The organism is Shewanella sp. GD04112 (assembly GCF_029835735.1).
GTDB lineage: Bacteria > Pseudomonadota > Gammaproteobacteria > Enterobacterales > Shewanellaceae > Shewanella.
In genome coordinates this window covers 1,543,593-1,568,318 of sequence record NZ_JAOEAL010000001.1, presented here as the reverse complement: position 1 = coordinate 1,568,318, position 24,726 = coordinate 1,543,593, and the positions used below count along the sequence as shown (strand labels likewise).

Sequence of the window (24,726 nt, the reverse complement as noted above, 5' to 3'; positions counted from 1 at the left end):
GCTATGCTGCCGTAAGCTTACAATCAGTTTACGCCGCCTACGACTGCCGTTGGTTTCTTTGGCTTTGTCCTGCCCTGTACATATCCAGCCGTGTGAGATTTTGGTTGCCTGAGTCTGAGTTAAATGGGCAATTAACTCTGCGGTTTGCTCAACAGATTACAGGCTTTGTGAACCGCGACATTTTCAGACTTGAGCTTCTCTGACAAGGTGTAATCGGCAAGGTGACGGCGGACCGTTGATTCATTTATCCGTAATGCTTGAGAAATCATTGCCGCGGTCCAGCCTTCGGATGCAAGAAGTACTGCTTTAATGCGGTCACAAACAAGCCCGTCACGCGTTTGAGCATGCAGGGTCTCTAGGACTTGTTTTTGGTCAGGAGTAGTCTCGTGACAGCGACCTTAATCCTCATGTCACTGAAAATCAAGCATCTTCATTGTTCACGAGTATAGGAGGGTTGAGCCATATCTGATTTCCTCTTCTTAACTGACCAATACTCGCACTTTTGCGAGCACTTCATTTAGCACTGCAACGGGAGCTTTTTCGATATACTTGACGTCCCTTGCTGCGTAGTCAATCGTCTTGACTTGTTGACACAAAACAACACCTTTGGTTTTGTCGGTATCAACAGCAACCTCGAAACCATGACCTCTAACCCTAGATGTTATTGGCGCGACTAAAGCAAGTTGAATTTGCTTGTTGAACGGCTCAGGCGAAAGTACCAGCGCAGGACGATGATGAGCCTGCTCGTGTCCCGCAGATGGGTCAAAATCAATCCACACTATGTCACCTCGTTTTGGGGTGTAACTCATTAGATTTCTTCCTTGCCTACAGGTGACGAACTCAGCCATTGAGTATCTTCTGAATCAAGTTCAAAAGACCCTTTTGGACTGGCACTTAGCAACTCATCAAGTGTGAATATTGGGGTTGCTGGGCTCATCACAATACGCCCCTGAACAACCTCTATTTCAACTTGATCCCCCATACCGAACCCTGCCTTCTTCAGCACGGCAGCAGGGATAATTGCTCCAGCAGAGTTCCCCCATTTTTTGATACTGGTCTGCATATTAACCTCACCAACTATGATACATTGTTTAAACATGCTACCACCAAATATGGGGTTATACAATGTATAACTTCATGTTAAGGTGCAATATCGAGTGCTTGGCTGATAGCTCGCGGATCAACATCAAGATACGGCCAACCCAGCAATTCAAGAGTTCTAGAATTAAAGGCGGCTGGACGGTCATTTCTGCTTATGGAAGCTGCGTAAGTTTCGATACTATCGAGCAGCGGCTAACGAAATAAAAAGCATCACACGATAGGGCGGTGAGAAGTCACTCAGTATCTGGATAAAAATACCGTAATGGTTCCATTTGTTGATGAAGGATGCGGAGGATGTAGATCCCATAAGTCTGTTTTTTATAGAAAATCGCATGTTTATGATGATTATGACGTCGAAGTTCTTTAGCAATTTCTGGACACTCATGCCCCATTAGAGGCTGCTCAGTGATTGCCAACAAAGCATTATGCATACTTACCGTATAGTCATCCGCTTGCTTAACACCAAAGTTCAATAGGGTGTATTCAAAAATTCGCTCAAAGTCTTCGGCAGCAAGGTTGGAAAGTTTATACATTGTGCTTTTGTTTCACCATTGCAGCGATGTCATGAAGTGATAATGCGCATTCACCACTTTGCTCACCAGCTTCAATCGCCATTTTCAAAGCTATCGTCTGGTTTTCTTGTCTTTCTAATAGTCGTAAGGCAGAACGAACAACTTCGCTTGTCGAGCCATAGCGACCTGACGAAATAAGCTGACTGACAAATTCATCTAACTGTGATCCGATAGTAACACTGGTTGTCCGTGACATGTTTCCACCTATTTGTGTGAATAGTTAACACAGCAATAATATATGATGTTAGATACCAAATCAAAGTAATGTTAATGAGTAAGCGTCTAGGCAAAGGCACAAAAATGCTGGCCACACCTAAAAACCTTGCAACTGCCAAGACAACACTCAAAAAAATGAATGCAGAGATAGACTTAGGCTGCTTCCAATACCGTGATTATTTCCCCAAAAGTAAAAAAAATCGCTCAATTTGAGCTGTTGCAGCGTGAGAAACATCCTGATCGTGAATATCCATTTTTCAATGATTTTGCCTATCAGTGGTTTGAACGCAAAAAGGCGACGTGGAAAAATAGCTATAGAAACACCATACAAAACGTTTTAGATAAGTATCTGATCCCACAATTTGGCAATACATTGATGAATGAGATCACCCTATCGCAGGTCGATTTTTATCGTCAGCAGTTAATGCAAATGGTGAGAGCAGATAATACCCGTCAATTATCTAACCGTCGCATTAATAACTTACTGTGGCTCATCGTCTCCATGGTAAGCCTCGCGGCAGAAGAATATAAATTTGAATACCCATTGAGACGCTATCGCTCACTTAAAGAAGAAAAGGCTGAGTCTCATCCGATGACGATAAAGGAGGTGGAGGATGTCAAATTGGCCTTGGGTACTTTCTACCCTCTGATTTCTCGATTCGCCATGCTTGTGAGTATTGACATCCTCCCCGCGCTAAAGCACGGGGATTCCTACAGCTAGACGGCGATGCCCCGCCGCGAGAATATTGGTTGCCGCGTTTATATCGCGGTCGTGCTCTGCTCCGCACTCAGAGCACACCCATTCTCTTATTCCAAGACCAGTTCTACCTTTCGGACTGCTGACGGGGATCGCCCCACAGCTCGAACAGGTCTGGGTGGAGTAGGATTCATTGACTATTTCGAACACAACTGACCGCGCTATCGCTTTATATTCCAATTGTGTTTTGAGCATTGACCAGCCTGCGTCTAAAACCGATTTTGCCATTTTAGTTTTCGCTAACTTGGAGCTGCTCACATCGCCAACAAATATTGCGGCATTTTCATTGACCAGCCGCGTACTAAATTTATGCAAAGCATCTTTGCGACGATTCTTGATCTTCGCATGAATGGCCTTGACTCGCTTTTTCTTATTTGCTCTTTGGGCAACGCCTAAATCCGCCTCTAGATCGCGGTAGAAGTTCCCCCGTTCTAATTTAGCCCCATCACTGCAAGTTGCCGTATCTTTTAACCCTAGATCGATACCGATGGCTGTCTTTCCAGAGGTGGGCGCTGAGGCGCCTACATGAACACACACATTAAAGTACCAGCGTCCTCTTGAGTCTTCAGAGAAAGATCCTGAAGTAAACTCGTATTGTGAAAGCCCGTAGGTATCCCAAACCTTAAAGTGCTGTTTTGCGAATAAGACTTGCCCACTCTTCCACTTAGCAGAACCTTTTTTAAACGGCACAAAGCCAAGAGAGCGTTTAGAGCCTGAGCTTATTCGCCAACGTAACTTCGCTCGTTTGAATTGTTTTCTTGCTTGGGCGTGTTTGGCGCAGACCTCTTGAGCTGTGTGGGATGGAATAATAAATCCAGATTCGTTCCTAAAACTTAGAATCGGTTTTTGCACATCGTAAGCCGACATCCAGACAGGTCTAACCGCGCCAGCATCGCTATAGTTGCGACTCGCTTTCATGGTTAGTTCGTTGGCCAGGTTAAAGCATTGATTTACTTCATACGCCATCTGTCTTAACAGCTTCGCATGTTTATCTTTTACCCTAACACTTAAAGTTTTGGTCTGAATGCTCATAATGCACTAATATAGGTTCTTTAAGCTTGATTGTAAAGGTTGGCCTATGGAATTACGAAGAGGAAGGCACTGCGTATTTATGATGCATGTGCATCTTATTTTTATTGCTAAATATCGTGGCAAGTTATTTACGGATGCGCATCTAAAAACGATGCGAGACATCATGGAAAAGGTCTGTGCGGATTTTGAGGCTGAGATCGTAGAGTTTAACGGGGAGCAAGACCACGTTCACCTGTTAGTGAACTACCCACCGAAAGTGGCTATATCGAAGCTGGTTAATAGTCTAAAGGGGGTTTCTAGCAGGAAGTTGAAACAGTACTATCCAAATCTTCATAAGCCAGCCTACATGAAAAATGCACTTTGGTCGCCCAGCTACTTTGCAGGATCTGTTGGGGGCGCTCCAATAGACGTATTAAGGCAATATATTGAGCAACAAGATAGGCCGCATTAAGTTGCTTCGCAACTTGCGCTATCCTTCCCCGCGCTAAAAGCACGGGGCTTGTCGCGCATTTTGGTCATAGACATTCCGTTATTTAGCTAATTGGTATTCTTTGACCAAGCAAGGCAGCGGGATTTTAAGCCCCTCATTCAGCTTGCGGATCATGTTCAGACTAAGCCGACGTTGGCGGTTTAGCACTTCTGATACTCGGCTACGTTGCCCAAGGAACGGCACCATATCGGCATCAACAAGCCCTTGCTGTTCCATGCGAAACTGAATGGCCGCGATTGGATCTGGCGTTTCAATTGGAAAATGAGCGTCCTCAAACGCGCTCACCAGCGTGATCAACACTTCCAGCTCATCACCCTCTGGCGTGTTAGGTTCAGCATCAAAAAGCTGTTCAATACGCTTTAAGGCTGCTTCATTATCAGCCACGGTTCTGATCGGTTTAATTTGCATTGCAAACCTCCTAAATTGTGGTTGCATCAACTTTGTCATACTCAGCATGAGAACCAACAAAGCGAACATAGACCATTGCAAACTTGTAATTCACGGCCACGGCATCGGTTTTAGCATAACCGGCGTAACCATCGACTTGCAGGTAACCACTAAATCCGTCGTTTATTTGAACTTGATGGATGAATAATCCGATACTGGTATAGGTCTAAATTTAGGTCTATACTTAGGTCTTAGTATAATTGTCGCAACAGTAGAAAATGGAGCTATGATGTTACAGAAAATTTTATGTGGCTATACCACACCGATCAGCAAGTTCAAATCAAACCCCAGTGCTGCATTAGCCGAAGCCCAAGGAGATGCAATTGCGGTGTCATCTAATAACCAAATCCAGTTTTATGCGGTACCGGCGTCACTGTTTGAAGAAATGACGGCGTTTTGTGAGTTTGCCCAACGTGGCACCACCACATTGGAAAGCATCCCTGCCCAGTTTACTGCTGCCAATCTAAACATGGATAAGGTTTCGACTCAGATGGCTAACAAACTGAAGCAAGGTGCCAAGTGACAATTTGAGGAATGGAAGTAAAGGCGGTACGCATATTTACGCATCCCTATTTAAAAGAGGCCCTAGGTGAGCTGGCTACCAAAGCATTAGTAGATGATTTTCGGGTGTATAAGGAAGGTAAAGGCCTGCCTACCACCTTTGGCCGCGACGTTCCTTACCTGTTTACCCATAACCGCTCGTATCTTGAATTACAACATCTGCATTTCAAAGCTGCAGGTTTTCCGCTCAAGCTAGTGCAATTCAAACGGACCAGCGGTTATGTTCTGGTGTATTGTCCAGGCTTCTTCAACAGCCATTGTTACCTACTGATAGCCATCATTAAACATTGGGATAAGAACAAGCCGAATGATGTCGATAATACCGATCGTGATAGCGGCTTAATGAACCAACTGGAGAAAATAGCCGAAAGCTTCAGGGAGCAGTTTTAATCATACCGAATTTACCCAACGCGCCAAAAATGTAAAGTTAGCCTACATTAAGGCCTTGTTGCTTGTCCGCTGATACAGCATATCTCGACTCTCTACGAGCTTGTTGGATCATGGCTGTTTATTGGCAATTAATGTGAGTCCGCCAAGATAAATGTAAGCCCGTTGTTAATTAATCTGCGTCCATTGGCAGTTAATGTGAGTCGGTGGTCCCGCTTATTATCAGCTAATGTGAGCCCAGTTTGGCGGATGTAATCGCGCCGAAGGGATTATGTGTGCAAGCCACTACAGTTACCAAACATATCGTTCTCCTATGATTCAGAAGAACAAGGATGGCGAGATATGGTCAAGTTATGAAGGTGTGCTTCGGCGGACGCTTACGTTATTCTCGATAATTGCTCCTGCATTATTCTACCTTCGCCCGTCCCTGGGCTCGTACCTCCTGCATCTAACTACCATGGAGGGTGGAAATGTCATATTTTGTATGGAACAAAATTGACCATGCAGTCGTTCGCGGGAATGACAGAAAAGAGAAGGATTACGGAACGCTCGCGCGCTCACTCACCGTCAGGGCACAGCCCGCTCCGTTATCCGTAAGTCACGCAGTGACGTTCCGTAGCCGCAAAGCGGCGTTCGTAGAAGCTATCGCTTCGCTGCCAGAGTCTAAAGCGACGTAGTGGCGTTCTAAAGCGAGCTGGCGAGCGTCCTAGGGCCGAAGGCATCCTAGCAGCAGTGCTTTTTGCTGCGTACTTGCGGCCGAAGGCCGTCCTAGCCGTTACGAAGCATCATCATTGCGCTATTTGTATTGCCAAAATTCATCAAAAGTTTCGTCATTAAACATAGCAAGATCAAAAATGTCGTTAAAACTCCCCCGTCGGCTACGTTGGTTTAATTCCTTTTGTATCGCTTGTACTGTTTTGATCTTAGTCACTTTTGCGAGTAACTCTTCAGTTTCAATCGTGAGATGATCACCATATTGGGCCAACTCCCTAGCGCGTGATGCTTTTGAACCACTCCCAAAACGTTGCCAAATCATACTTTTAATATCATCGCCATTCTGCATTGATTGATAATCTTGATTTAATAAACTAATTTTAACCTGCAACGCAGCCTCAATACGTTTAATCATATCTGCATCGGCCTCAAGCTTATACTCTGGCAGATATTCAAGGGCCAACATCAGCAAGGCGACAGCATCCTTGCTTTTCTTGGCTTGAGATAGTTGCTGCATCAACTCTTTTTTTAGCGCCTTTTTAGCAGGTTCAGGCTCTTTATCGGGATGAAATTGATTCGCCAATTGTCGATACAATTTGGTCATGGTTTTATCGCTAAATAACTCAAGGCTTAATGCTTGCTCTGGTTGACTCGATTCAAAGAAAAAATCATCCTCTTGGGCATCATACTCAGCCTCATCTTGCTCAAACGCATTTTCAGCGTCGCCGTCATCAAAAGCCTTATTGTGCTGCTCAGCCAATTTTTGCTCAAAAAATGCCTGGAACTTCGCCGGTTCATCAATGAGTTCAGACAGTTGCGCATCGTCTATATCCAACTCAAAGCCAAACATAGATTCTAACTCTTCACGAAAAGCATCAAGCTCGTGCTGACCAATGTCTTGCTTAGGCAAGGTTGCTTGATAAGCCATAAGCAAGCTAGTGAAGCTATCGCGTATTTCGTGAGTATTGATAGGATTAAACGGGTTCGATTCAATAATACTTATTTCTTCGTCAATCCATTCTAGCAGCGCCTCCCTTTGGCGACCTTTAATGGATTTACGCGGCACAAAAGTCAATAAATGACGCACCCATTGGGCTGAGGCATCACATACGGCCTGCTCTTTTTCAAGTAATTGTGAGGTGAACTCGCGATAAAAACCCTCTAATTTTGTTTGATAGCGTTTATTTCTTAATTGCTTTTTTTCGTAGTCTTTCCACAATTTTTCGAGTATTTGCGAGCGGTTACGTGATTGACTTGAAGCCGAAGTATTGATGATGTTCATTAATGACATAAATATTTTCTTTTGATGAAATGTTTACAAACCCGAGTGACCCAAAGTACAAAACTCGCATACCAAAATAGCGAAAAACGTGACGACATCCTTAGCAAAGCGACGTTAGAAGAACGCTAGAGCGCTTCGCAGCTAGAGTCTAAAGCCAGCTTGTGAGTATCCTAGATTCTCGCGACTAAAGGCCGTCCTCGATTCTCACTGCCGCAAGCAATTACTTATAAACCAAGCAATGATTGATCAGTTGATTCTGTATGCTTTGTCGTTGGTTCAAAAAAAGTAGCACAGTAACAAGAGACTCATCATTAATGTAGCTAACCTCGTACAGTATTCTAAAATCCTCTTTTATCGCGTGCCTTACTTGAGTAATGCCAAGTTCAACTAACTCTTGACATAATGCATGGCTCAAAGGATTTTGCGTCACAGATGCTTCAAATGCCTCAATAACTGCCTCAACTCTCTCAATAATAGTGATCTCGTCATGCCATTGGGAATAGTGAGATATAGCACTATCTACGGTATCTTCAAATGTCTTGGTATATTCAAGTTTTACCACAGACATACTACTTATTATCCTTTAAAGCCATTTTACGACCCGCCAAGCGTTCCTTGAATGCATTTGATGACATAGTGCGGCCATTTTGTTGATCGCTTTTTGCAAAACTGACTAGCTTGAGTAAAGCTATCGCCTCATCACGTCGATTTCTATCCGCTACCGACTCGATAACGTAAGCAGGTACACCATTTTGAGTAATAATCATCGGTTCATCGAGGGTTAAGCTCGCGGCATTTTTCTTCAAAAAACTGATTGTTTCTATGTTCATAGGTTGATGCCTAGTTGATTAATTGAAAATAAGAAAACCCATTCACTAAGCCAAAATCATATCATGCGATAGATTAAAGACCAAAAAAAGACTAAAAAAAGACTAAAGACATCAAAACGCTTAACGCCGTGCTGACGGTTGACAGATTACGAATTACGGAACGCTCCAAGCTCAACTCACCGTCAGGGCACAGCCCGTTCCGTAACCTGTAATCGCAAAAAGCGGCATTCCTAGCCCCTAGCAGCGAGCTTGCGAGCGTCCTAGCAGTTGCGCAGCAACGTCCTAAATTCTCGCGCCACGCAGTGACGTTCCGTAGCCGCAAAGCGGCGTAGAAGCTAGAGCGAGCTTGCGAGCGTCCTAGGGCCGAAGGCCTCCTAGCAGCAGCGCTTTTTGCTGCGTTCTAGCAGTTGCGAAGCAACGCCCTAGAGTCTTGCGGCCGAAGGCCGTCCTAAATTCTCGCTCCTCGCTTATGCCGCTTTGACTGCCTGAGCGATATATTCAGCTTGTTGTTGGGTCAAGGCAATGTCCGTGGATTCAACCATCACTCTCATTAAGGGTTCAGTACCCGATTTACGCAATAATACTCGCCCCTTATCCCCTAAAACTTCCTCAGCGATTACCACCGCTTGCTTAACACTGTCTAAAGCCAAAATGCTGTCGGCACTGCCTGATGATAAACGTACATTAATAAGTACTTGCGGCAACTTGGTCATGCCCGCTTTAATATCGGCTAAACGTTTGCCTGACTCTAAAATAGCTTTAAGTATCTGTAGAGACGCCACAATACCATCACCCGTTGAAGCGTGCTTTAAACTCAAAATATGCCCAGAACCTTCGCCGCCCAGTTGCCAACCCGTTTCTTTAAGCTGCTCAACCACATAACGATCGCCCACCTTTGCACGTACAAAGGGAATGTCCATTTGCTTAAGGGCCAGTTCTAAACCAAGGTTTGACATTAAAGTACCAACCACACCGCCGACCATTTCACCTTTTTGGAACGCAGCTTGTGCCAGAATAAATAAAATTTCATCACCATCAACCACATGGCCATTATGGTCAACAAACATCACCCTATCCGCATCGCCATCTAATGCAATACCTAAATCGGCCTCATGCACCATCACGGCGGTTTGCAAACTATCTAAATGTGTTGCACCGCAATGGTCATTAATATTTACCCCATTAGGTTTGTCATTAATGCTAATCACCTCAGCCCCTAACTCACGGTACACATTCGGCGCGATATGGTAAGCGGCGCCATGGGCGCTATCGACAACAATCTTCAACCCCGTCAAACTTAAGTGATTCGGGAAGGTTCCCTTACAAAACTCAATATAACGACCGGCAGCATCATCAATGCGACGCACTTTACCCAGTTTTTCAGAAGCCACACACTGCATCGCATTATGCTGCAGTGCCTGCTCTAACAAGGCTTCAATTTCAAGCTCCTGCGCATCATTTAACTTAGTGCCAGCGTTTGAAAAAAACTTAATCCCATTGTCGTAATAAGGATTGTGGGAGGCACTGATCACCACCCCCGCATCGGCGCGAAACGTCGACGCCAAATACGCCACCGCAGGTGTTGGCATAGGGCCAATCAACGCCACATTCACACCCGCCGCCGAAAAGCCCGCCTCCATTGCCGACTCAAGCATATAGCCACTAATACGGGTATCTTTACCAATCAACACTTCTTTAGTGCCAGTGGACGCCAGCACAGTGCCAGCCGCCCAACCTAACTTCATCGCAAAATCAGGCGTTATAGGGAATGTACCCACCTTGCCACGCACACCATCGGTACCAAAATACTTCCTAGACATACTGCATCCTTAAAAACAGTTATAAACAAAAAAAGCCAAATCAAACCTGATTTGGCTTTTTAAAAATGACTTAAACTAAGAAACCAAATTAACTACTTTAGCTTTAACATCAATAGGTTTAGACGATTTCTTTTGTTGCCAGACTAAATCGCAAATACCATCTGTTGGTGCAAACCCCGTCGGGGCCGAGAGCAAAATTTCACGGATCGCCTCATGGTTAAACTCATGGCAAGCTTTATCTAAACGATTAAGAATTAACTCTAATTCAGCCCATGGCAGGCAAATTTCATTCGCAGTCATAATCCGCTCATGGTCTGTACCTGTCACATCATCGCCAATCAGTAACTCTTCATACAATTTTTCACCGGGGCGAAGGCCAGTAAATTCAATTGCGATATCACCGTTGGGATTTGCTTCATCCTTCACATCAAAACCACTGAGACGGATCATTTTAGCCGCCAGATCAACAATTTTGACTGACTTGCCCATATCAAGCACAAACACATCGCCACCCTTACCCATTGCCCCTGCTTGAATAACCAGCTGGGATGCTTCGGGAATGGTCATAAAAAAGCGGGTGATTTCAGGATGAGTTACAGTAACAGGGCCACCATTAGCAATCTGTTTACGGAACAAAGGCACAACTGAGCCTGAAGATCCCAGCACATTACCAAAACGTACCATACAAAAACGTGTTTGATGCGACTCTTTAGATAGCGCCTGCAATGCCAGTTCGGCCATACGTTTAGTGGTACCCATAATATTAGTGGGGCGCACGGCTTTATCGGTAGAAACCAAAACAAAGGTTTCAACTTTTGCTGCAATGGCGGCTCTAGCTGTATACAAGGTACCAAATACGTTGTTGCGAACACCTTCAACCACATTATGCTCAACCAAAGGCACGTGTTTGTAGGCTGCTGCATGGTAAACAGTTTGTACATTAAAGGCTTGCATTACCGCTTGTACACGATTTTCACGTTGTACAGAACCCATAATAGGTAAGATTCTCACATCAATCCCCAAATCATGGGCAGTAGCACAGAGCTCACGTTCAATAGAGTACAAAGCAAATTCTGATAGCTCAAATAGCACTAACTTTTTAGGTGACTGTTTTAAAATCTGCCGGCATAATTCAGAGCCAATCGAGCCCCCTGCCCCTGTCACCATCACCACTTTATTTTTGATGTTAGCGGACAATAGGTTTTGTCTAGGTGCAACAGAATCACGGCCCAGTAAATCTTCGATTTCTACTTCTTTTACATCACTAAATAATTTATCCCCACTAACAAGATCTGCCATAGCGGGTAAGGTCATCACTTTTACAGTAAGTGGCTCAAGCTGATTAATAATTTCTTGCCTACGTGAACGCGAAGCACTCGGCATAGCAAGCAATACACGGGTAGTCGCTTTCTGCTTGATTAACTTACGTAGCTCTTGCGGCGCATGTACATGTAGGCCTTGAATTACCGTACCTTGCAAAGTTTCATCGTCATCTACAAAGGCAATTGGATGATATTCATGGCTTTGCGCAAGGGCAATGGCAGTTTGACGACCACTGACACCTGCACCATAGATCACTACAGGTTCACCACGGCGATTCATTCCGGCACCCACCAGTGAACGCATCAGCGATCTAGCCCCTCCCACAAACACCAAAGCAAAGGCGGCATAAATAAAAGGCACAGTACGAGGTAAATCGACCTCACCGTAATAGGCAAGTAAAACCAATACAACGGTAGACGCCAGAACCCCTGCAACTATTGCGGTAAAAGCTTGTGAACCGATATAACGCAGCACTGCTCGATAAAGCCCCAGCCTTACATAGGCGGCGATACTGATAGGAATAGTTAACGCGATTAGCCCCCAGTATTGGGCTTTAAGTAAGACCTCAGCCGAATCCAAACGCACAAGTAATGCAAACCAAAAAGCAAATAGCAAAAACACAGAGTCTACAGCAACACTGACTAAACGCTTTTGCGAACGTTTTAACGAGAATAAAAATTGCAAAAATTCCATCTTTTGCTCCAACTTATTTAAGAAAGTCATAAATTTAGTAACAGCTTATGCATTGATAACAGGCATCAAGTCTTTCGAGCAAGTGAGTATACATGAGATAACGAGTTACAGCTAAACCCAAATGCAATAACTAACTTGGCTTAACAGCATCACCACTACCACTACCCGTAGCAGTCATAAGGATATATTTAAAATAACGGCTTAAAGTTAAGGTATCGATCATTTTCTTGTCCGTCTGAGCTAGCAGCTTAGGTGTAGACATATCAATATTTTGTACTTGCGCTAAACCCGTCACCCCAGGCAAAACATTGTAAATGCCTAACGCATCACGCTCAGCAATCAACTCTTCTTGGTTAAATAAGTTGGGCCGAGGGCCAACCAAACTCATCTCACCTTTTAGTACATTAATTAATTGTGGCAACTCATCAATTTTCGTTTTTCGCAAAAAACTGCCAAACTTAGTAATGGCTGCATTACTTGCAAGATGACTAGCAACCGATGCGGTATCTTTACTCATTGTACGAAACTTAACCAAATTAAATGGCTTTTTATGCTTACCGACACGAGTTTGGATAAAAATCGGTGAGCCAGTATCAAACAGACCAATAATGGTAACGATGAGCAATATTGGCCATAGCAATAACAGTCCAAAGAAGGCTGCGAGAAAATCAATTAAACGAATCATGTTATACCATCATTTAGTTTTTGCTTGAAGAAAAGCTTGCGCTGTTTGTTTGAAGCCTTCTTGCAGAGTCTGAGGTGGCTTCCAACCCAAAGTTTGTTTCGTGTGGGAGATATCAACCTGTAATGAACCTGTTAACCTATCCACCACATCTGATTTGTTAAATAGTTTACCCGCTAATTTATAACACCAAATGGGGATCGGGAGTTGCATTGAAGGCTTATCTAGTGCCTTTGCCATTTCATGAACCATTTCAGAAGTCGAAACATCATGGTCATCAGAAACAAGGAATACTTGATTAGCCGCTTTAGGATGGTCAATGCAGGTAATGATTAAATCAACAAGATTGGTAACAGACACCAAACTACGTTTATTTTGAGTAATACAACCAAATGGCAGCGGAATTCCTTTAGAAACCAAGTTCATCAATGATGCAAAATTTGCTTTTACACCGGGTCCATAAACTAAAGTAGGACGAATGATGACAAGTTCTAAACCTGTTTCTTTGGATAACTCAATCAAATGATGCTCTGCTTCAGATTTAGAAACGCCATATGGATCTTGTGGACTTCTAATATCACTGTAGGTAAAAGACTTACCGAGTTCAGTACTTTCCCCATTAACCTTAATACTGCTAACAAAAATGAAGCGTTTTATTCCAGCATTTACTGCCTGTTTAGCAAGATTCAACGTACCTTCAGTATTTACTTCTCGATATAACAACAATGGGTTAGATTCATCATCTTGCATCAGATGGACTCGGGCGGCACAATGGATAACTACACTAATATCCTTAAAGGCAAGAGAGTAATCAGTATCAGATGTAATAGGTCCACATATTTGTTCTATACTTAGATTACGACTATTCCCTAATGCTGAAAGTGAACGTCTGCCATAAGTACGAATCGCGACCTCTTTCTCTTCCAACAATTTAAATAAAACTGCACTTCCGACAAAACCTGTAGCTCCGGTTAATAAAATCATAAAAGTCCAAAACTATTAAAATAAATTCAGTAAAAGTACCAAAGATAATGCGAAGCGATCACGCATTCTTCTTCTAAGTTTGTTTATATGTAACAACAAATATAAATTTCCGATATATCCATTATTCAAACCACATTTAACAATAGGTTCACTTTGAATATTTAAATACTCTGCAATTTTTACAGATTGTTTTCGATACCAATTACTTTTTATCAATTTAAGGCGCTTTAAAGCAGAAGCCAAATTATTATTAGTCCCGACTTGATTATTCGCATGCTGACGATAAAGCATCATAGGTTGCGGATCAATATACCAGTTATAACCATTTTTTCGTGCGAAAGCATAAAAAAGCCAGTCATGCAAAGCGATATCTTTACCTATCTGCTCGTAATTCTGAATTAACCAGGACCTGAAATTAACTGCAACGTCGTTCTTAAAAACATAAGTACAACCAGGACCAGCGGCTTCAAACAAAAAGTCCCATTCGCGTTGTGATTGAGCTTTATCAATTAAAACATTATATCCATTTTCCCAAAAAGCAGTAACGTTTGCAGAATAACAATCATAAAACTGAAGTTTCTCAATACCTTTGATTAACTTATCATTCGGCCAAATATCATCTTGGTCACTAAAAGAAATATAATCATAAAAACTAAGTTCAACATCCTTTAATAACCGATAAAAATTTCTACCAGCCCCCCCGAAACGAATATGACTAGACAAAATTTTGACATTCAAATGATGACCATATCTATCAAGTAAATATTCATAAGTTCCGTCACTTGAAACATCAACGCTAATATAAACAGTCAAACAAACACTTTTTTGAGAAAGAATTGAAGTTAACTGTTCATCAATCCAGTTAACTCCATTAAAAGCAGCCAACAAAACAGCACAAGTTGGCATATTATCCACAGTATTAATAGACATCAGCTTTCACTTTTCATATAAAGAAATCAACAATCAGAGCTAGCGAATGATTTAATAATCTCTAATTTTTTATAGGTATTTATTTCATCTGGTTCAATATATGCGCCTTCGGACCATTCATTCCAAGCATTTATAAAGAGAATCTTATTTTTGAAGTTTTTTTGACCATCAACAACCGTGTCAATTGCACACTTAAATTGTGGAATAGAAACATTGGAGAATAAAGTGGCTTTATCTCCATATCTTGCAGTATTATCCCAATCGGGGAAAACTATCTGATAACATTCCTTACCATAACAATTATAATCATCTTTATTTTTTAAACTATTTATATAATCAGAATAAGAATATATTCGGTAACTTTTGTTACTGACAAATCTAGTTAAGATACTCTGCATGCTTTCGGGTAATTTCCGAGCAAAAGATTCTAAATATTTAGTAAGTTTTGAACGTGAAGCCAAATACTTATTTATTGCGAATCTTGGTTGAAAATTAATAACAGATTCGAATTTATTGTAGATTTTTTGCGATCCAGATAAGATATAAGCTCTCATAGCAATAAAGTGTATACCAGAAAACCCTTCTTGAATTGCACGAGTATTAAAATAATCTAGCATATCATCTAAATTTGGAATAATTTCAGGACGATAAATGCAGAAAATTGGCTTTCCATCAATTTTTGTATACCTCGAGTCATTAAAAAATCGCAATAAATATTCAAAGTGATTATTCCACAACACATCTGAACGCTCATAACTATTTTTTACAAGAATTTCACCCGGTTTACCAATCCACTGTCGTGTCCAATTTTCATTAGCCCAAGTAAAGAAAAATTCAAATTGAATATCAGGATTATTAAGTAGATTAGTAACAGGTGCATCAAGCAAAACTTTACCATCAAACCAGTAGTGATAGAAATTAAAACCACTAATTCCAAATGACTTAGCTATACTACACTGTTTTTCAATAGTCTGCGGTAGAGATTGATCAAGATGACCATATAGAGGTCTTCTTGGTTGAAAATGATCTTGGAATAAAGGTTTAGCGCTTTTTACCAACTCCCAGTCAGTAAAACCGTCTCCCCACCATTTATCATTTTCAGGAATCGAATATAACTGAGGGAAATAAAGAGGAAAAATTTTGTAACAACTCATTGGTAGCTCACTTGAAATATTTAAACAAATTGATAAACTCTTTATACTTAAGAGATAACTTCAAGGAAAGTAAAAAAATATAAACTCTTAAAAGCATAGATTTAAAATTACTCTTACTATAATGGTCCACCCAAAAATTTATAACTTTAGACAAAGAGCTCAAATATATTTTTTTATCACTTGAAGGATGAAATGATAAGTCATGTTCTAAAAACAAATCCATAACCCAAAAATTATAATTATTTTTATTAAAATAATCAAAAAGCACTGTGTCAGTTCCGTAAAAAGAACTGTACATAGGATATGAAAAACTGTCCAACAACTCCGATTTTTTAATAATAATACCACTATTAATTGCAGATAAGCCTCTTGCTCTCCCCGATGTGTACGAGTTAATTGGTCGAGAAAAAACAAAATAACTTTTATACGGACTTATTAAGTTACCTGAAACATTAACCTTTGGCAAAAAAACGATATTGGGCTCTAAAAGGTTTTTAATCGCATCATTGAAAAAATTGGCAATGAAATTACAGGGCAAGTCTGTATCATCATCTAGAATTAAAATATAATGACCATTTATTACATCTTTGAATTGTGAAGAATAAATTTCACTTAGTGGTAAATTTCTATTATCATGCTTATAATTAACAGAAAACATATTTTTTAACAATCTAAGTTCATCTTCAGAAATACAAGGATCACTAGAATTATCAAATAAGTTTAAAACTAAATTACACTCACCTTGTTCACGTCCAAAGTTTTGACGCAACAAAGATGTTAACGTACTGCTCTCAAAAAAATTTTTGTTATATATTACAACCACAACTGTCAAATTAATATTACACATGAACCCACCAAATTTTTAAAGCTAAAACCTATCATGTAAGTCTAATAAAATATGTAACCAAGAAGACGATAGTTATAATAGACTGAAGAAATAATGAATACTGATGACATTAAGTAAAAACAAAAAACTGAGTAATACCTTCTTAAATTAGCAATCATAAATATTGAAAAAAATATTGCCATATCAATAAACCTAAAAGATAAATCGGGCAATGACCTTAATCCAATAGCAAATATCAACAATGAAATAACACAGAAATAAATAATAAAATCAAACCGCGTAATTTTATATAGTTTTAATGAAAACAATAAAAGGATTATATATAGTACAACAATTCTAAATGAGAACATGTTAACACCTTCATTCATATGAGAGCTTGCATTAACATATATCATCACTTTATCAAAAATATAATTAGAAAAAGAGAAACTAAGCAGATTTAAAAAATCTAAAAAGAAAATAGAAATTGAAAAAAATCCAATAAAAAAACAAATCGCCAACCCTCTATTTCTCTCAACCAACTTAGCTGAATAAAAGAATAGTACGAACAATATTGCAGAAGTGTGAAAAAACAAAGCAAGAAAGAAACAAATGATAGATTTTAATTTATTATTATAGCTAAGGACTACCCCTAGCAATAAAAAGGATAATGCCAGAGCAATCCTAATCTGAATAAATTCATGCAATATTAAAAGAGAACATAAGTACATTAATAAAATTAAATACTTATACTCAAACAATCTAAAACATAAGAACTTAATATACAAAGCAGTAAATACATAAAAGAGAATAACCCAACGAAACGAATCACTAAAAAGTAAGACTAATCGTGACAAGAATACATAACTAAACTCAACAAGAATTATCGAGTCTAATTTTACACTTTCGAAGTACTCTTTATAGGTCATCATATCGGGCAATAAATCAATAGGCTTTAATGCTCCAAAAAGAGTAAATATGCATAGTAAGAGAAATGTATAAAACTTATAAGCATTTATCATAAGTTAAATAACCATCATAGCAAACTTACATGTGGAGTAAAATTTTATGAAACTTATCACCTACAATACTCCACGAAGAATCTTTAACTAATTGATAGTTTGAGGCTAACTCATTTATTATATCAGACTGACTTAATTCGAAACATTGTTCAATCTTCTTCGCTAGTTCCTCTTTATCAAAACTCTTTAAACTCAAGATACTTTCACCATTAACAAGTGGTGCATAGTTTGAGATAACGAGACAATTTGATGCAATAGCCTCTGCGCATGGATAATGAAATGCACCATCCTCAATCAAACCTGTCGCAATAATGATGTCATTTAATCTATAAAAATCAGCTAACTGTTCATCGTTATGGATTTCATAAAAATTGAAACTTTCAATTTTGTTCATCCAATTAACATCCATATATACAGCAATATTTAAACTAAAATCAAACCTATTATTTAAATAAAACTTAGATAACACATCAATTATCTCTCGACTTCCTTTATAAGGCTCTCTCCTTCCTATAAAACCAATTTTCAATTTTTTAGTGTCTATTTCCTTATTAATAGATTTAAATAAATCAAGATCTATACCAGGAGGAATCACTTCAATGTAATTATTAATATAACTTGGCAATAATAATTTTGAGTTTACTATTTTTTTTAATGGGAGTAAATAGGAAAAAAAAGCGAGCATTTTAAGTGTATAGCGTTTACTAAAATTAACCTCGTAAGCCTGTATATAGTAAAACTTATTAACTGAACTTTTAAGCAAAGCAACTATATAAGCAGTTAAATGATAATTTGCAATAGCGACATCCGCATTTACAGCACGAGATTTACATAGCAAATAATACATATTAAAAAAGAAATTTAAAAATTTGAATCTTGTTCTCTTAACTTTAGATTTCAAAATTACAATTTTTGAATCTAACGGATAATAAGGCAAGCAATTACTTTCTGGAGCAACAATATATACATCCTCTCCTTTGTCAACTAATGCATTTGCAAGTTTTGCGAGAACTCGTTCACCACCAGACCGCCCCATCCCCATCATTGGAATAACAACTTTCACTTTGAAACCTCTAATCTGTAGCTTATTCAGACACTATTCAAGTAACATACTATAATGTAAGTAAAACGCCACGAAATATTTATAACCGATCATATACAATCTAAATAGCCACATGGTAACACCAAAAAAATACTATGGGCTATTTAATTAACCACGTCTAATCAAATTTAAGTAAAACTTGGAAACAAAAAATTACTATACCTTAATATAAAGTTCAAAGAATTAAGTGTGTTTACTTTCAAACAATATTAGTATTCACTAGAGACACATTATAAATTCTAACATTTTAAATGAAGTCTTTTTAAAAGAAATAACGCCACAAAAAAATATAACAAATAGTTCGCAGCGTACGCAATGCAAGCACCTTGCAAACCATATTTAGCTATAAAATAATAAGAAAATAAAACAAACAAAACAGAAAATAAAATCTCAGTAATTATAAACCACCGAAAACAACCCTTGGCCAATATAGGATAAGCATAAAGCCAACTAGTTATTTTTATTACATCGCCAGTTAATTGAATGGCGAATAACTCACGGGCAGAACGAAATTCATCAGTAAATAATAAGGTAATAGCCACATCCCGTAAAAAATACACCCCAAGCGCCATAACAGCTACAATCGGGATAATTACCCTTGCAGTTTTATTAATTTCACTGACAATTGCTTCAACACCGCTAAGTGATGCTAAGCGTGGCAAATAATAGGTGCCAAGCGCCATGGTGATCATCCCCAAATAGACTTCAGAGATTTTATATACCGCTTGCCATTGGCCTGTGGCATCCCAACCAACTTGGTCAATTAAAATATTTCTCACCAAGATTAACGACATAGGCATAGTCAAGGCACTGGTGATTGCCATCAGCATATAGCCGCCAATGTCTTTACGGGCTTTGGACTCTACCGCCCCCCACCAATAACACAATTTAAACCAAGGCTGGCGCAGGTTAGCGATTAACATAACCACGCCAATCAAGGCTGCTTGTATCGCAGCGGCTAACAGTGCGCCCTCAATATTGTGCAGAGAGATCATGGCCAACATCACGCCGCCAGAAACTAGCGACGAGATCATCCCAAGACAGACATAACGGCGGTATAACTGTTGACCATTAATCACCGAATTAAATAAGGTGCCAATTGCAGCAAAGGGCAATACACAGACTGTCGCCACCACCACCCAAGCTAAGCTCGAATCTTTAAATAAACTACTGGCAATAGGCTTGGCTAATAATACGCCAAAGGGAATTGTAATAGCCGAGATGATTAGCACCCATTGCATCGCTGCGCGCCACCAAGGTGCGCAAGCGTCAAACCCTTGTTCCTTATTTTCAGCGGTAAAACGCACCACACCGCTACCAGCGGGCGCATTAATAATTCCGTTCAAGCTACCTACTAAGCTTTGTACTTGCCCAAGCATCGCCAAACCAGTAGGGCCAGTATAAATAGCAACCACTTTAGCAATCACAAAACCCATCAACATACGTAGCAAAGTTAATAACGCTGTCATGGCAGTGACTTTAAGCAAACGCTTCATCGAGCAAACTCATTCATCGCTTCAATAACTTTAGCGATATCTTCAGCATTCATGGTTGGGTCAAGCGGAATAGAAAGCACTTGCTGATGTATTAACTCAGTTAGCGGTAGTTGTAAATCAGCATAATGACCATAAGCCTGCTGTTTATGTGGCGGAATAGGGTAATGAATTAAAGTTTGAATTCCCTTATCAGACAAATACTGTTGTAATGCTTCACGGTTTTCACAGCGCACCACAAAAAGATGCCACACATGTGCGAGTTCCTCATTCACACACGGTAGCGTTATTAGTAGATTACTAATCTCATCACGATATGCTTTAGCAATATTCTGTCGACGCAAGGTTTCAGCTTCTAAATGCCGTAGTTTAACTCGCAACATTGCAGCTTGAATTTCATCAAGACGGCTATTTACCCCCTGATAGAGGTTTTCATATTTTTTATGGGAACCATAGTTGCGTAGTGCTTTGAGGGTTTGTGCCAGTTCATCGTCATTTGTAGTGATAGCACCTGCATCGCCAAGGGCACCAAGATTTTTTCCCGGATAAAAACTAAAACCAGCGGCATCCCCCCAGTTACCAGCACGCTTACCATTAATTTCAGCGCCATGGGCTTGGGCACAATCTTCCAATACCAGTAGGTTATGAGCATTAGCAATCGCCATAATTTCTGGCATTGGCGACAATTGACCATAAAGATGCACTGGTAAGATCGCTTTTGTCTTTGGGGTAATGGCAGCGACTAGTGTTTCGGGGTCGAGATTATAACTACCTAGATTTGGTTCTACCAATACTGGCACGAGATCATTTTCAGTTATTGCCAACACAGAAGCTATATAGGTATTTGCCTGTACAATGACCTCATCACCAGCACTTAATTTCCCCAGCTCTTTCCATGCACGCAAAGTAAGAATAAGTGCATCGAGTCCATTGGCCACACCTATCGAATGTTTAGTGCCGCAGTACGCGGCAAATTCAGCTTCAAATTGGGTAAGCTCATTGCCCATGATATACCAACCAGAGTCGATCACCCGTGCACAAGCATCTTTCAGTTCTTGCTGGTATTGGTTATTAATGGCTTTTAAATCAAGAAAGTTGATCATATTACTGCTCTATAAATTTAATAATTTTGGCTGGATTACCGACTACCACAGCATACGCAGGCACATCTTTAGTCACCACAGAACCAGCCCCCACCATTGCATGCTTGCCAATCGTGATGCCGGGTAATAAAGTGGCATTTGCACCTATAGAGGCATGGTCCTCAATGGTTATTCTAGAAAATGTATCAGGGTAAACTTTAGAACGAGGCATTTTATCGTTGGTAAAAGTCGCACAAGGACCTATAAAGACATTATTTCCAATGGTGGTACCATCCCAAATATATACGCCAGATTTAACGGTTACGTTATCTCCTAGCACCACATCGTTTTCAATCAAGGTATGGGCACAAATATTACAATCACGACCAATAGTGGCATCTTGTAGCACAACTGCGAACTGCCACACACGAGTACCTTCACCGATTTTGCAACTTTGTACATCACTTAGCTGATGAATAAACATGGGAATTTACTGCCTCAATAAATTTTGAATATTCGCGAATGTAGTCCGATTCATCATAAACTTGGTCAGCCAGCACCATCAAAACGCAGTCTTCAGAAAAATCGTACATCTCGTGCCACTGCATGGCATCAATTAGCAAGCCTTTGTTTGGCGTTGCCAAGATCACATCTTGTTTGTCTTTACCATCGTCCATTACAAAGCGGCAAGAGCCTTTTAAACAAATCGCGATTTGTTTAAGTGCTTTGTGAGCATGAAAGCCGCGAGCGACGCCCGGTTTGGTTGCAAAAAGATAATATACCCTTTTAATTTCAAACGGTATTTGGTTATTAGCCTCTAGGGCAATTAATGAACCACGTTCATCACCAAGAGTATTGAAGTCAATTATATTGACAAGCATAATATAATTCTCACTTTAGATTTATAAACATCGGTGCTTGTCGATCTTTTTCTGAAAGCAAAACACTTTCAATGGGCCATTCAATTTTTAACTCAGGATCATTCCACGCAATCGCACCTTCACTCTCACGATGATAATAATCAGTAGTCTTATACAAAAACTCTGCAGTGTCGCTCAAGGTGACAAATCCATGTGCAAATCCCGAAGGAATCCATAATTGTTTCTTGTTTTCAGCCGATAAATAGACACCAACCCATTGTCCAAATGTTGGTGAATTTTTGCGTATATCCACGGCAACATCAAATACCTCCCCCACCACACAACGGACTAATTTACCTTGTTCGTGTGGGGAAAGTTGGTAATGTAAACCTCGTAATACTCCCTTGCTCGATTTAGAGTGATTGTCCTGCACAAATTTAACAGGATAACCAACAGCAGATTCGAATAACTGCTGATTGAAACTTTCAAAGAAGAAACCTCTTTCATCACCAAATACTTTAGGCTCGATGATTTTTACATCTGGGATTATTGTATCAATAATTTTCATGTTATTCATTAGTTGCGATTAGTAATTAGTGTAATATGCAATTACAGTATCATTCATGCATAATTATTCAGATTATTTAAAGCTGCTTGCCAGTCGCAGGGTTTAATACCAAAGCTTTGCTCTATTTTGCGACAATCCAGTTTCGAGTTTGCAGGACGTTTAGCTGGAGTAGGATATTGATCTGAAGTAATGCCATTAACCAAGACGTCTTTATTAAGCACATCTTGCTTTTTTGCTTTGGCGAAAATCTCCATGGCAAATTGATGCCAGCTAACATGTGGCAGGCCAGCAAAATGATAAATCCCATAGTGGTTATTGCCCATGTGCAACGCTTTAGCCATTAGGATAAGCGCATTGGCAATATCACCGGCATAGGTTGGACCGCCAAATTGGTCTGCGACCACACCGAGTTCATCACGGGTTTGGGCTAGTCGCAGCATGGTTTTAACGAAGTTATTGCCGGTTTCACAAAACACCCAAGCGGTTCGCAATATGATATGGCGTGGGCAAGCGGCTGCAACAGCAAGTTCGCCCGCCAGTTTACTTTGGCCATATACCCCTTGAGGCGCAACAACATCGGTCTCTACATACTCACCGACTTTATCGCCTGCAAACACATAGTCGGTGGATATATGCAATATTATGGCACCAACACGGTTAGCCGCTTGGGCTAAAAACTGTGGGCCATCGCGGTTAATGGCGTAGGATAGCTCAACTTCCTGTTCCGCTTTATCTACAGCCGTATGCGCCGCCGCATTAATAATTGCATTTGGCCTAAATTCACTAACAAGTTTGTTTACTGCATCAGGATCAGTAATATCCAGCTGATCGCGACCTACCGCTAAAAACTCAATCTCGGGCATCTGGTTTAAGATTTTGACTAGGCAGCTACCCACTTGGCCATTAGTTCCAGTAATAAGGATTTTCATTTCTTATCTGCCAAATGTGCCAAATACAGCCCATAGTCATTCTTCAGCATGGGTTTCGCGAGTTCTTTGAGTTCGTCAACAGTTAACCAGCCATTGCGATAGGCGATTTCTTCTAAACACGCTACCTTTAACCCTTGAACATGCTCAATAGTTTGCACAAAAGAGGATGCTTCATGCAGGCTCTCGTGTGTTCCGGTGTCTAACCATGCAAAACCACGCCCGAGTAGCTCAACATTTAACTCACCCGCATTTAAGTACATGTCATTAAGGGTGGTGATCTCAAGCTCGCCGCGATGTGACGGTTTAACCTCTTTTGCCAGTTCAACCACCTTGTTATCGTAAAAATAAAGGCCCGTGACTGCGTAATTAGACTTAGGCTTTGTTGGCTTTTCTTCAATAGAAATAGCCTTCATATCAGCATCGAATTCAACAACACCAAAACGTTCGGGATCTTTCACTTGATACCCAAAAACAGTAGCGCCTGACGGACGACCTGCAATATTTTTAAGTGTCTTGGAAAATGATTGACCATAAAAAATATTGTCACCAAGCACTAAGCAAACATTCGAATCGCCGATAAATTCTTCACCGATGATAAAAGCCTGCGCTAAACCATCGGGACTGGGTTGTACTGCATATTGCAAACGGATCCCAAAATCTGAACCATCACCCAATAGGCGTTTAAAGCTATCGTTATCTTCTGGGGTAGTAATAATCAATATATCCCGAATCCCAGCTAACATAAGCGTGGATAAAGGATAGTAAATCATAGGTTTATCATAAATTGGTAATAGTTGTTTAGATACACCACGAGTTAATGGATATAAACGCGTACCTGAACCACCAGCTAAAATAATTCCTTTCATCAA

General features: G+C 40.3%; 30 protein-coding genes and 1 pseudogene. 5 read left to right on the top strand and 26 right to left on the bottom strand.

Annotation, left to right across the window (positions count from 1 at the left end; translation table 11 throughout):
* The 5 genes and pseudogenes from N7386_RS07035 to N7386_RS07015 form a co-directional block, all read right to left on the bottom strand.
* Positions 1–350, bottom strand: a pseudogene (locus N7386_RS07035) (helix-turn-helix domain-containing protein); the annotation flags it as partial.
* A 129-nt stretch (positions 351–479) separates the two neighbouring features.
* A complete protein-coding gene (locus N7386_RS07030; protein WP_014610905.1) occupies positions 480–809 on the bottom strand; it encodes a type II toxin-antitoxin system PemK/MazF family toxin in 330 nt (109 codons plus the stop codon).
* Positions 809–1,099 carry an AbrB/MazE/SpoVT family DNA-binding domain-containing protein gene (locus N7386_RS07025; protein WP_232015277.1) on the bottom strand — a complete coding sequence of 97 codons (291 nt, stop codon included), beginning with the start codon at positions 1,097–1,099 and terminating at the stop codon, positions 809–811. Before N7386_RS07025 ends, N7386_RS07030 begins: the two co-directional genes overlap by 1 nt.
* Before the next feature lie 235 nt (positions 1,100–1,334).
* Entirely contained in the window at positions 1,335–1,634 is a 300-nt protein-coding gene (locus tag N7386_RS07020; protein ID WP_086904817.1) for a type II toxin-antitoxin system RelE/ParE family toxin, read from the bottom strand.
* Complete coding sequence (locus tag N7386_RS07015) at positions 1,627–1,869, bottom strand: type II toxin-antitoxin system ParD family antitoxin (RefSeq protein WP_014610908.1); 243 nt, start codon at positions 1,867–1,869, stop codon at positions 1,627–1,629. Before N7386_RS07015 ends, N7386_RS07020 begins: the two co-directional genes overlap by 8 nt.
* A 192-nt stretch (positions 1,870–2,061) precedes the next feature.
* Between N7386_RS07015 and N7386_RS07010 the strand changes: the two genes are divergently transcribed.
* Positions 2,062–2,610, top strand: a complete 549-nt coding sequence (locus tag N7386_RS07010) for an N-terminal phage integrase SAM-like domain-containing protein (protein WP_217895415.1) — start codon at positions 2,062–2,064, stop codon at positions 2,608–2,610.
* Here the strand turns inward: N7386_RS07010 and N7386_RS07005 are convergent.
* Positions 2,584–3,678, bottom strand: a complete 1,095-nt coding sequence (locus N7386_RS07005) for an RNA-guided endonuclease TnpB family protein (protein ID WP_069453180.1) — start codon at positions 3,676–3,678, stop codon at positions 2,584–2,586. The two genes, N7386_RS07010 and N7386_RS07005, sit on opposite strands and share 27 nt — an antisense overlap.
* A 46-nt stretch (positions 3,679–3,724) precedes the next feature.
* Here N7386_RS07005 and tnpA point away from each other — a divergent pair, with 46 nt between their 5' ends.
* Positions 3,725–4,129, top strand: coding sequence for an IS200/IS605 family transposase (gene tnpA / locus N7386_RS07000; protein WP_069453179.1), 405 nt, complete (start codon positions 3,725–3,727; stop codon positions 4,127–4,129).
* Positions 4,130–4,207: 78 nt separating this feature from the next.
* Here tnpA and N7386_RS06995 read toward each other — a convergent pair whose 3' ends face one another.
* Both N7386_RS06995 and N7386_RS06990 read right to left on the bottom strand, forming a co-directional pair.
* A complete protein-coding gene (locus tag N7386_RS06995) occupies positions 4,208–4,576 on the bottom strand; it encodes a DNA-binding protein (protein ID WP_014610936.1) in 369 nt (122 codons plus the stop codon).
* Between the two features lie 10 nt (positions 4,577–4,586).
* A complete protein-coding gene (locus tag N7386_RS06990) occupies positions 4,587–4,670 on the bottom strand; it encodes a type II toxin-antitoxin system HigB family toxin (RefSeq protein WP_269471887.1) in 84 nt (27 codons plus the stop codon).
* Between the two features lie 174 nt (positions 4,671–4,844).
* Between N7386_RS06990 and N7386_RS06985 the strand changes: the two genes are divergently transcribed.
* The 3 genes from N7386_RS06985 to N7386_RS06975 all read left to right on the top strand — a co-directional run bounded on the left by N7386_RS06985 (position 4,845) and on the right by N7386_RS06975 (position 6,240).
* Positions 4,845–5,138, top strand: coding sequence for an antitoxin of toxin-antitoxin stability system (locus tag N7386_RS06985; protein WP_086904668.1), 294 nt, complete (start codon positions 4,845–4,847; stop codon positions 5,136–5,138).
* Between the two features lie 11 nt (positions 5,139–5,149).
* Positions 5,150–5,566, top strand: coding sequence for a type II toxin-antitoxin system YafO family toxin (locus N7386_RS06980; protein ID WP_261762694.1), 417 nt, complete (start codon positions 5,150–5,152; stop codon positions 5,564–5,566).
* A gap of 467 nt (positions 5,567–6,033) precedes the next feature.
* Positions 6,034–6,240 carry a hypothetical protein gene (locus tag N7386_RS06975; protein ID WP_014610942.1) on the top strand — a complete coding sequence of 69 codons (207 nt, stop codon included), beginning with the start codon at positions 6,034–6,036 and terminating at the stop codon, positions 6,238–6,240.
* Positions 6,241–6,359: 119 nt separating this feature from the next.
* Here the strand turns inward: N7386_RS06975 and N7386_RS06970 are convergent, their stop codons facing one another.
* From N7386_RS06970 to rfbA, 18 genes are all read right to left on the bottom strand, one after another.
* Positions 6,360–7,568 (bottom strand): molecular chaperone DnaJ, encoded by a 1,209-nt coding sequence (locus N7386_RS06970; protein ID WP_279767692.1) that lies wholly within the window; start codon positions 7,566–7,568, stop codon positions 6,360–6,362.
* A gap of 211 nt (positions 7,569–7,779) precedes the next feature.
* Positions 7,780–8,127 carry a type II toxin-antitoxin system RelE/ParE family toxin gene (locus N7386_RS06965; protein ID WP_055647497.1) on the bottom strand — a complete coding sequence of 116 codons (348 nt, stop codon included), beginning with the start codon at positions 8,125–8,127 and terminating at the stop codon, positions 7,780–7,782.
* Position 8,128: 1 nt separating this feature from the next.
* On the bottom strand, positions 8,129–8,389 hold the full coding sequence (locus N7386_RS06960; protein WP_086904670.1) for a type II toxin-antitoxin system Phd/YefM family antitoxin: 261 nt from the start codon (positions 8,387–8,389) through the stop codon (positions 8,129–8,131).
* Between the two features lie 467 nt (positions 8,390–8,856).
* On the bottom strand, positions 8,857–10,209 hold the full coding sequence (gene glmM, locus N7386_RS06955) for a phosphoglucosamine mutase (protein ID WP_279767690.1): 1,353 nt from the start codon (positions 10,207–10,209) through the stop codon (positions 8,857–8,859).
* A 75-nt stretch (positions 10,210–10,284) separates the two neighbouring features.
* Positions 10,285–12,225, bottom strand: a complete 1,941-nt coding sequence (locus N7386_RS06950; protein WP_279767688.1) for a nucleoside-diphosphate sugar epimerase/dehydratase — start codon at positions 12,223–12,225, stop codon at positions 10,285–10,287.
* Positions 12,226–12,355: 130 nt separating this feature from the next.
* The gene (locus N7386_RS06945) at positions 12,356–12,910 is read right to left on the bottom strand and encodes a sugar transferase (RefSeq protein WP_279767686.1); all 555 of its coding nucleotides are present in this window, start codon (positions 12,908–12,910) and stop codon (positions 12,356–12,358) included.
* Positions 12,911–12,919: 9 nt separating this feature from the next.
* Positions 12,920–13,891: an SDR family oxidoreductase gene (locus tag N7386_RS06940; RefSeq protein WP_279767685.1), complete on the bottom strand. Its 972-nt coding sequence runs from the start codon at positions 13,889–13,891 to the stop codon at positions 12,920–12,922.
* Between the two features lie 15 nt (positions 13,892–13,906).
* On the bottom strand, positions 13,907–14,821 hold the full coding sequence (locus N7386_RS06935) for a glycosyltransferase (protein ID WP_279767684.1): 915 nt from the start codon (positions 14,819–14,821) through the stop codon (positions 13,907–13,909).
* 26 nt (positions 14,822–14,847) lie between these two features.
* Positions 14,848–15,975, bottom strand: coding sequence for a glycoside hydrolase family 99-like domain-containing protein (locus N7386_RS06930; protein WP_279767682.1), 1,128 nt, complete (start codon positions 15,973–15,975; stop codon positions 14,848–14,850).
* A 7-nt stretch (positions 15,976–15,982) separates the two neighbouring features.
* Positions 15,983–16,822, bottom strand: coding sequence for a hypothetical protein (locus tag N7386_RS06925; protein ID WP_279767680.1), 840 nt, complete (start codon positions 16,820–16,822; stop codon positions 15,983–15,985).
* A 1,026-nt stretch (positions 16,823–17,848) separates the two neighbouring features.
* On the bottom strand, positions 17,849–18,886 hold the full coding sequence (locus N7386_RS06920; protein ID WP_279767678.1) for a glycosyltransferase family 4 protein: 1,038 nt from the start codon (positions 18,884–18,886) through the stop codon (positions 17,849–17,851).
* A 278-nt stretch (positions 18,887–19,164) separates the two neighbouring features.
* A complete protein-coding gene (locus tag N7386_RS06915) occupies positions 19,165–20,421 on the bottom strand; it encodes an O-antigen translocase (protein WP_279767676.1) in 1,257 nt (418 codons plus the stop codon).
* A complete protein-coding gene (locus N7386_RS06910; protein ID WP_279767675.1) occupies positions 20,418–21,521 on the bottom strand; it encodes a DegT/DnrJ/EryC1/StrS family aminotransferase in 1,104 nt (367 codons plus the stop codon). Before N7386_RS06910 ends, N7386_RS06915 begins: the two co-directional genes overlap by 4 nt.
* 1 nt (position 21,522) lies before the next feature.
* Entirely contained in the window at positions 21,523–21,984 is a 462-nt protein-coding gene (locus tag N7386_RS06905) for an acyltransferase (RefSeq protein WP_279767673.1), read from the bottom strand.
* Positions 21,962–22,381: an FdtA/QdtA family cupin domain-containing protein gene (locus N7386_RS06900; RefSeq protein ID WP_279767672.1), complete on the bottom strand. Its 420-nt coding sequence runs from the start codon at positions 22,379–22,381 to the stop codon at positions 21,962–21,964. Before N7386_RS06900 ends, N7386_RS06905 begins: the two co-directional genes overlap by 23 nt.
* 10 nt (positions 22,382–22,391) lie before the next feature.
* Complete coding sequence (gene rfbC / locus N7386_RS06895; RefSeq protein WP_279767671.1) at positions 22,392–22,928, bottom strand: dTDP-4-dehydrorhamnose 3,5-epimerase; 537 nt, start codon at positions 22,926–22,928, stop codon at positions 22,392–22,394.
* A gap of 53 nt (positions 22,929–22,981) precedes the next feature.
* The gene (gene rfbD, locus N7386_RS06890; protein ID WP_279767670.1) at positions 22,982–23,857 is read right to left on the bottom strand and encodes a dTDP-4-dehydrorhamnose reductase; all 876 of its coding nucleotides are present in this window, start codon (positions 23,855–23,857) and stop codon (positions 22,982–22,984) included.
* Positions 23,854–24,723 carry a glucose-1-phosphate thymidylyltransferase RfbA gene (gene rfbA, locus N7386_RS06885; protein WP_279767669.1) on the bottom strand — a complete coding sequence of 290 codons (870 nt, stop codon included), beginning with the start codon at positions 24,721–24,723 and terminating at the stop codon, positions 23,854–23,856. Before rfbA ends, rfbD begins: the two co-directional genes overlap by 4 nt.
* Between the last annotated feature and the right edge of the window lie 3 nt (positions 24,724–24,726).

What these genes read in the sequence shown, in the direction of transcription:
- N7386_RS07030 (WP_014610905.1), bottom strand. Translation starts at nt 809, where the DNA reads ATGAGTTACACCCCAAAACGAGGTGACATAGTGTGGATTGATTTTGAC.
- N7386_RS07025 (WP_232015277.1), bottom strand. Translation starts at nt 1,099, where the DNA reads ATGTTTAAACAATGTATCATAGTTGGTGAGGTTAATATGCAGACCAGT.
- N7386_RS07020 (WP_086904817.1), bottom strand. Translation starts at nt 1,634, where the DNA reads ATGTATAAACTTTCCAACCTTGCTGCCGAAGACTTTGAGCGAATTTTT.
- N7386_RS07015 (WP_014610908.1), bottom strand. Translation starts at nt 1,869, where the DNA reads ATGTCACGGACAACCAGTGTTACTATCGGATCACAGTTAGATGAATTT.
- N7386_RS07005 (WP_069453180.1), bottom strand. Translation starts at nt 3,678, where the DNA reads ATGAGCATTCAGACCAAAACTTTAAGTGTTAGGGTAAAAGATAAACAT.
- tnpA (WP_069453179.1), top strand. Translation starts at nt 3,725, where the DNA reads ATGGAATTACGAAGAGGAAGGCACTGCGTATTTATGATGCATGTGCAT.
- N7386_RS06995 (WP_014610936.1), bottom strand. Translation starts at nt 4,576, where the DNA reads ATGCAAATTAAACCGATCAGAACCGTGGCTGATAATGAAGCAGCCTTA.
- N7386_RS06985 (WP_086904668.1), top strand. Translation starts at nt 4,845, where the DNA reads ATGTTACAGAAAATTTTATGTGGCTATACCACACCGATCAGCAAGTTC.
- N7386_RS06980 (WP_261762694.1), top strand. Translation starts at nt 5,150, where the DNA reads ATGGAAGTAAAGGCGGTACGCATATTTACGCATCCCTATTTAAAAGAG.
- N7386_RS06975 (WP_014610942.1), top strand. Translation starts at nt 6,034, where the DNA reads ATGTCATATTTTGTATGGAACAAAATTGACCATGCAGTCGTTCGCGGG.
- N7386_RS06970 (WP_279767692.1), bottom strand. Translation starts at nt 7,568, where the DNA reads ATGTCATTAATGAACATCATCAATACTTCGGCTTCAAGTCAATCACGT.
- N7386_RS06965 (WP_055647497.1), bottom strand. Translation starts at nt 8,127, where the DNA reads ATGTCTGTGGTAAAACTTGAATATACCAAGACATTTGAAGATACCGTA.
- N7386_RS06960 (WP_086904670.1), bottom strand. Translation starts at nt 8,389, where the DNA reads ATGAACATAGAAACAATCAGTTTTTTGAAGAAAAATGCCGCGAGCTTA.
- glmM (WP_279767690.1), bottom strand. Translation starts at nt 10,209, where the DNA reads ATGTCTAGGAAGTATTTTGGTACCGATGGTGTGCGTGGCAAGGTGGGT.
- N7386_RS06950 (WP_279767688.1), bottom strand. Translation starts at nt 12,225, where the DNA reads ATGGAATTTTTGCAATTTTTATTCTCGTTAAAACGTTCGCAAAAGCGT.
- N7386_RS06945 (WP_279767686.1), bottom strand. Translation starts at nt 12,910, where the DNA reads ATGATTCGTTTAATTGATTTTCTCGCAGCCTTCTTTGGACTGTTATTG.
- N7386_RS06940 (WP_279767685.1), bottom strand. Translation starts at nt 13,891, where the DNA reads ATGATTTTATTAACCGGAGCTACAGGTTTTGTCGGAAGTGCAGTTTTA.
- N7386_RS06935 (WP_279767684.1), bottom strand. Translation starts at nt 14,821, where the DNA reads ATGTCTATTAATACTGTGGATAATATGCCAACTTGTGCTGTTTTGTTG.
- N7386_RS06930 (WP_279767682.1), bottom strand. Translation starts at nt 15,975, where the DNA reads ATGAGTTGTTACAAAATTTTTCCTCTTTATTTCCCTCAGTTATATTCG.
- N7386_RS06925 (WP_279767680.1), bottom strand. Translation starts at nt 16,822, where the DNA reads ATGTGTAATATTAATTTGACAGTTGTGGTTGTAATATATAACAAAAAT.
- N7386_RS06915 (WP_279767676.1), bottom strand. Translation starts at nt 20,421, where the DNA reads ATGAAGCGTTTGCTTAAAGTCACTGCCATGACAGCGTTATTAACTTTG.
- N7386_RS06910 (WP_279767675.1), bottom strand. Translation starts at nt 21,521, where the DNA reads ATGATCAACTTTCTTGATTTAAAAGCCATTAATAACCAATACCAGCAA.
- N7386_RS06905 (WP_279767673.1), bottom strand. Translation starts at nt 21,984, where the DNA reads ATGTTTATTCATCAGCTAAGTGATGTACAAAGTTGCAAAATCGGTGAA.
- N7386_RS06900 (WP_279767672.1), bottom strand. Translation starts at nt 22,381, where the DNA reads ATGCTTGTCAATATAATTGACTTCAATACTCTTGGTGATGAACGTGGT.
- rfbC (WP_279767671.1), bottom strand. Translation starts at nt 22,928, where the DNA reads ATGAAAATTATTGATACAATAATCCCAGATGTAAAAATCATCGAGCCT.
- rfbD (WP_279767670.1), bottom strand. Translation starts at nt 23,857, where the DNA reads ATGAAAATCCTTATTACTGGAACTAATGGCCAAGTGGGTAGCTGCCTA.
- rfbA (WP_279767669.1), bottom strand. Translation starts at nt 24,723, where the DNA reads ATGAAAGGAATTATTTTAGCTGGTGGTTCAGGTACGCGTTTATATCCA.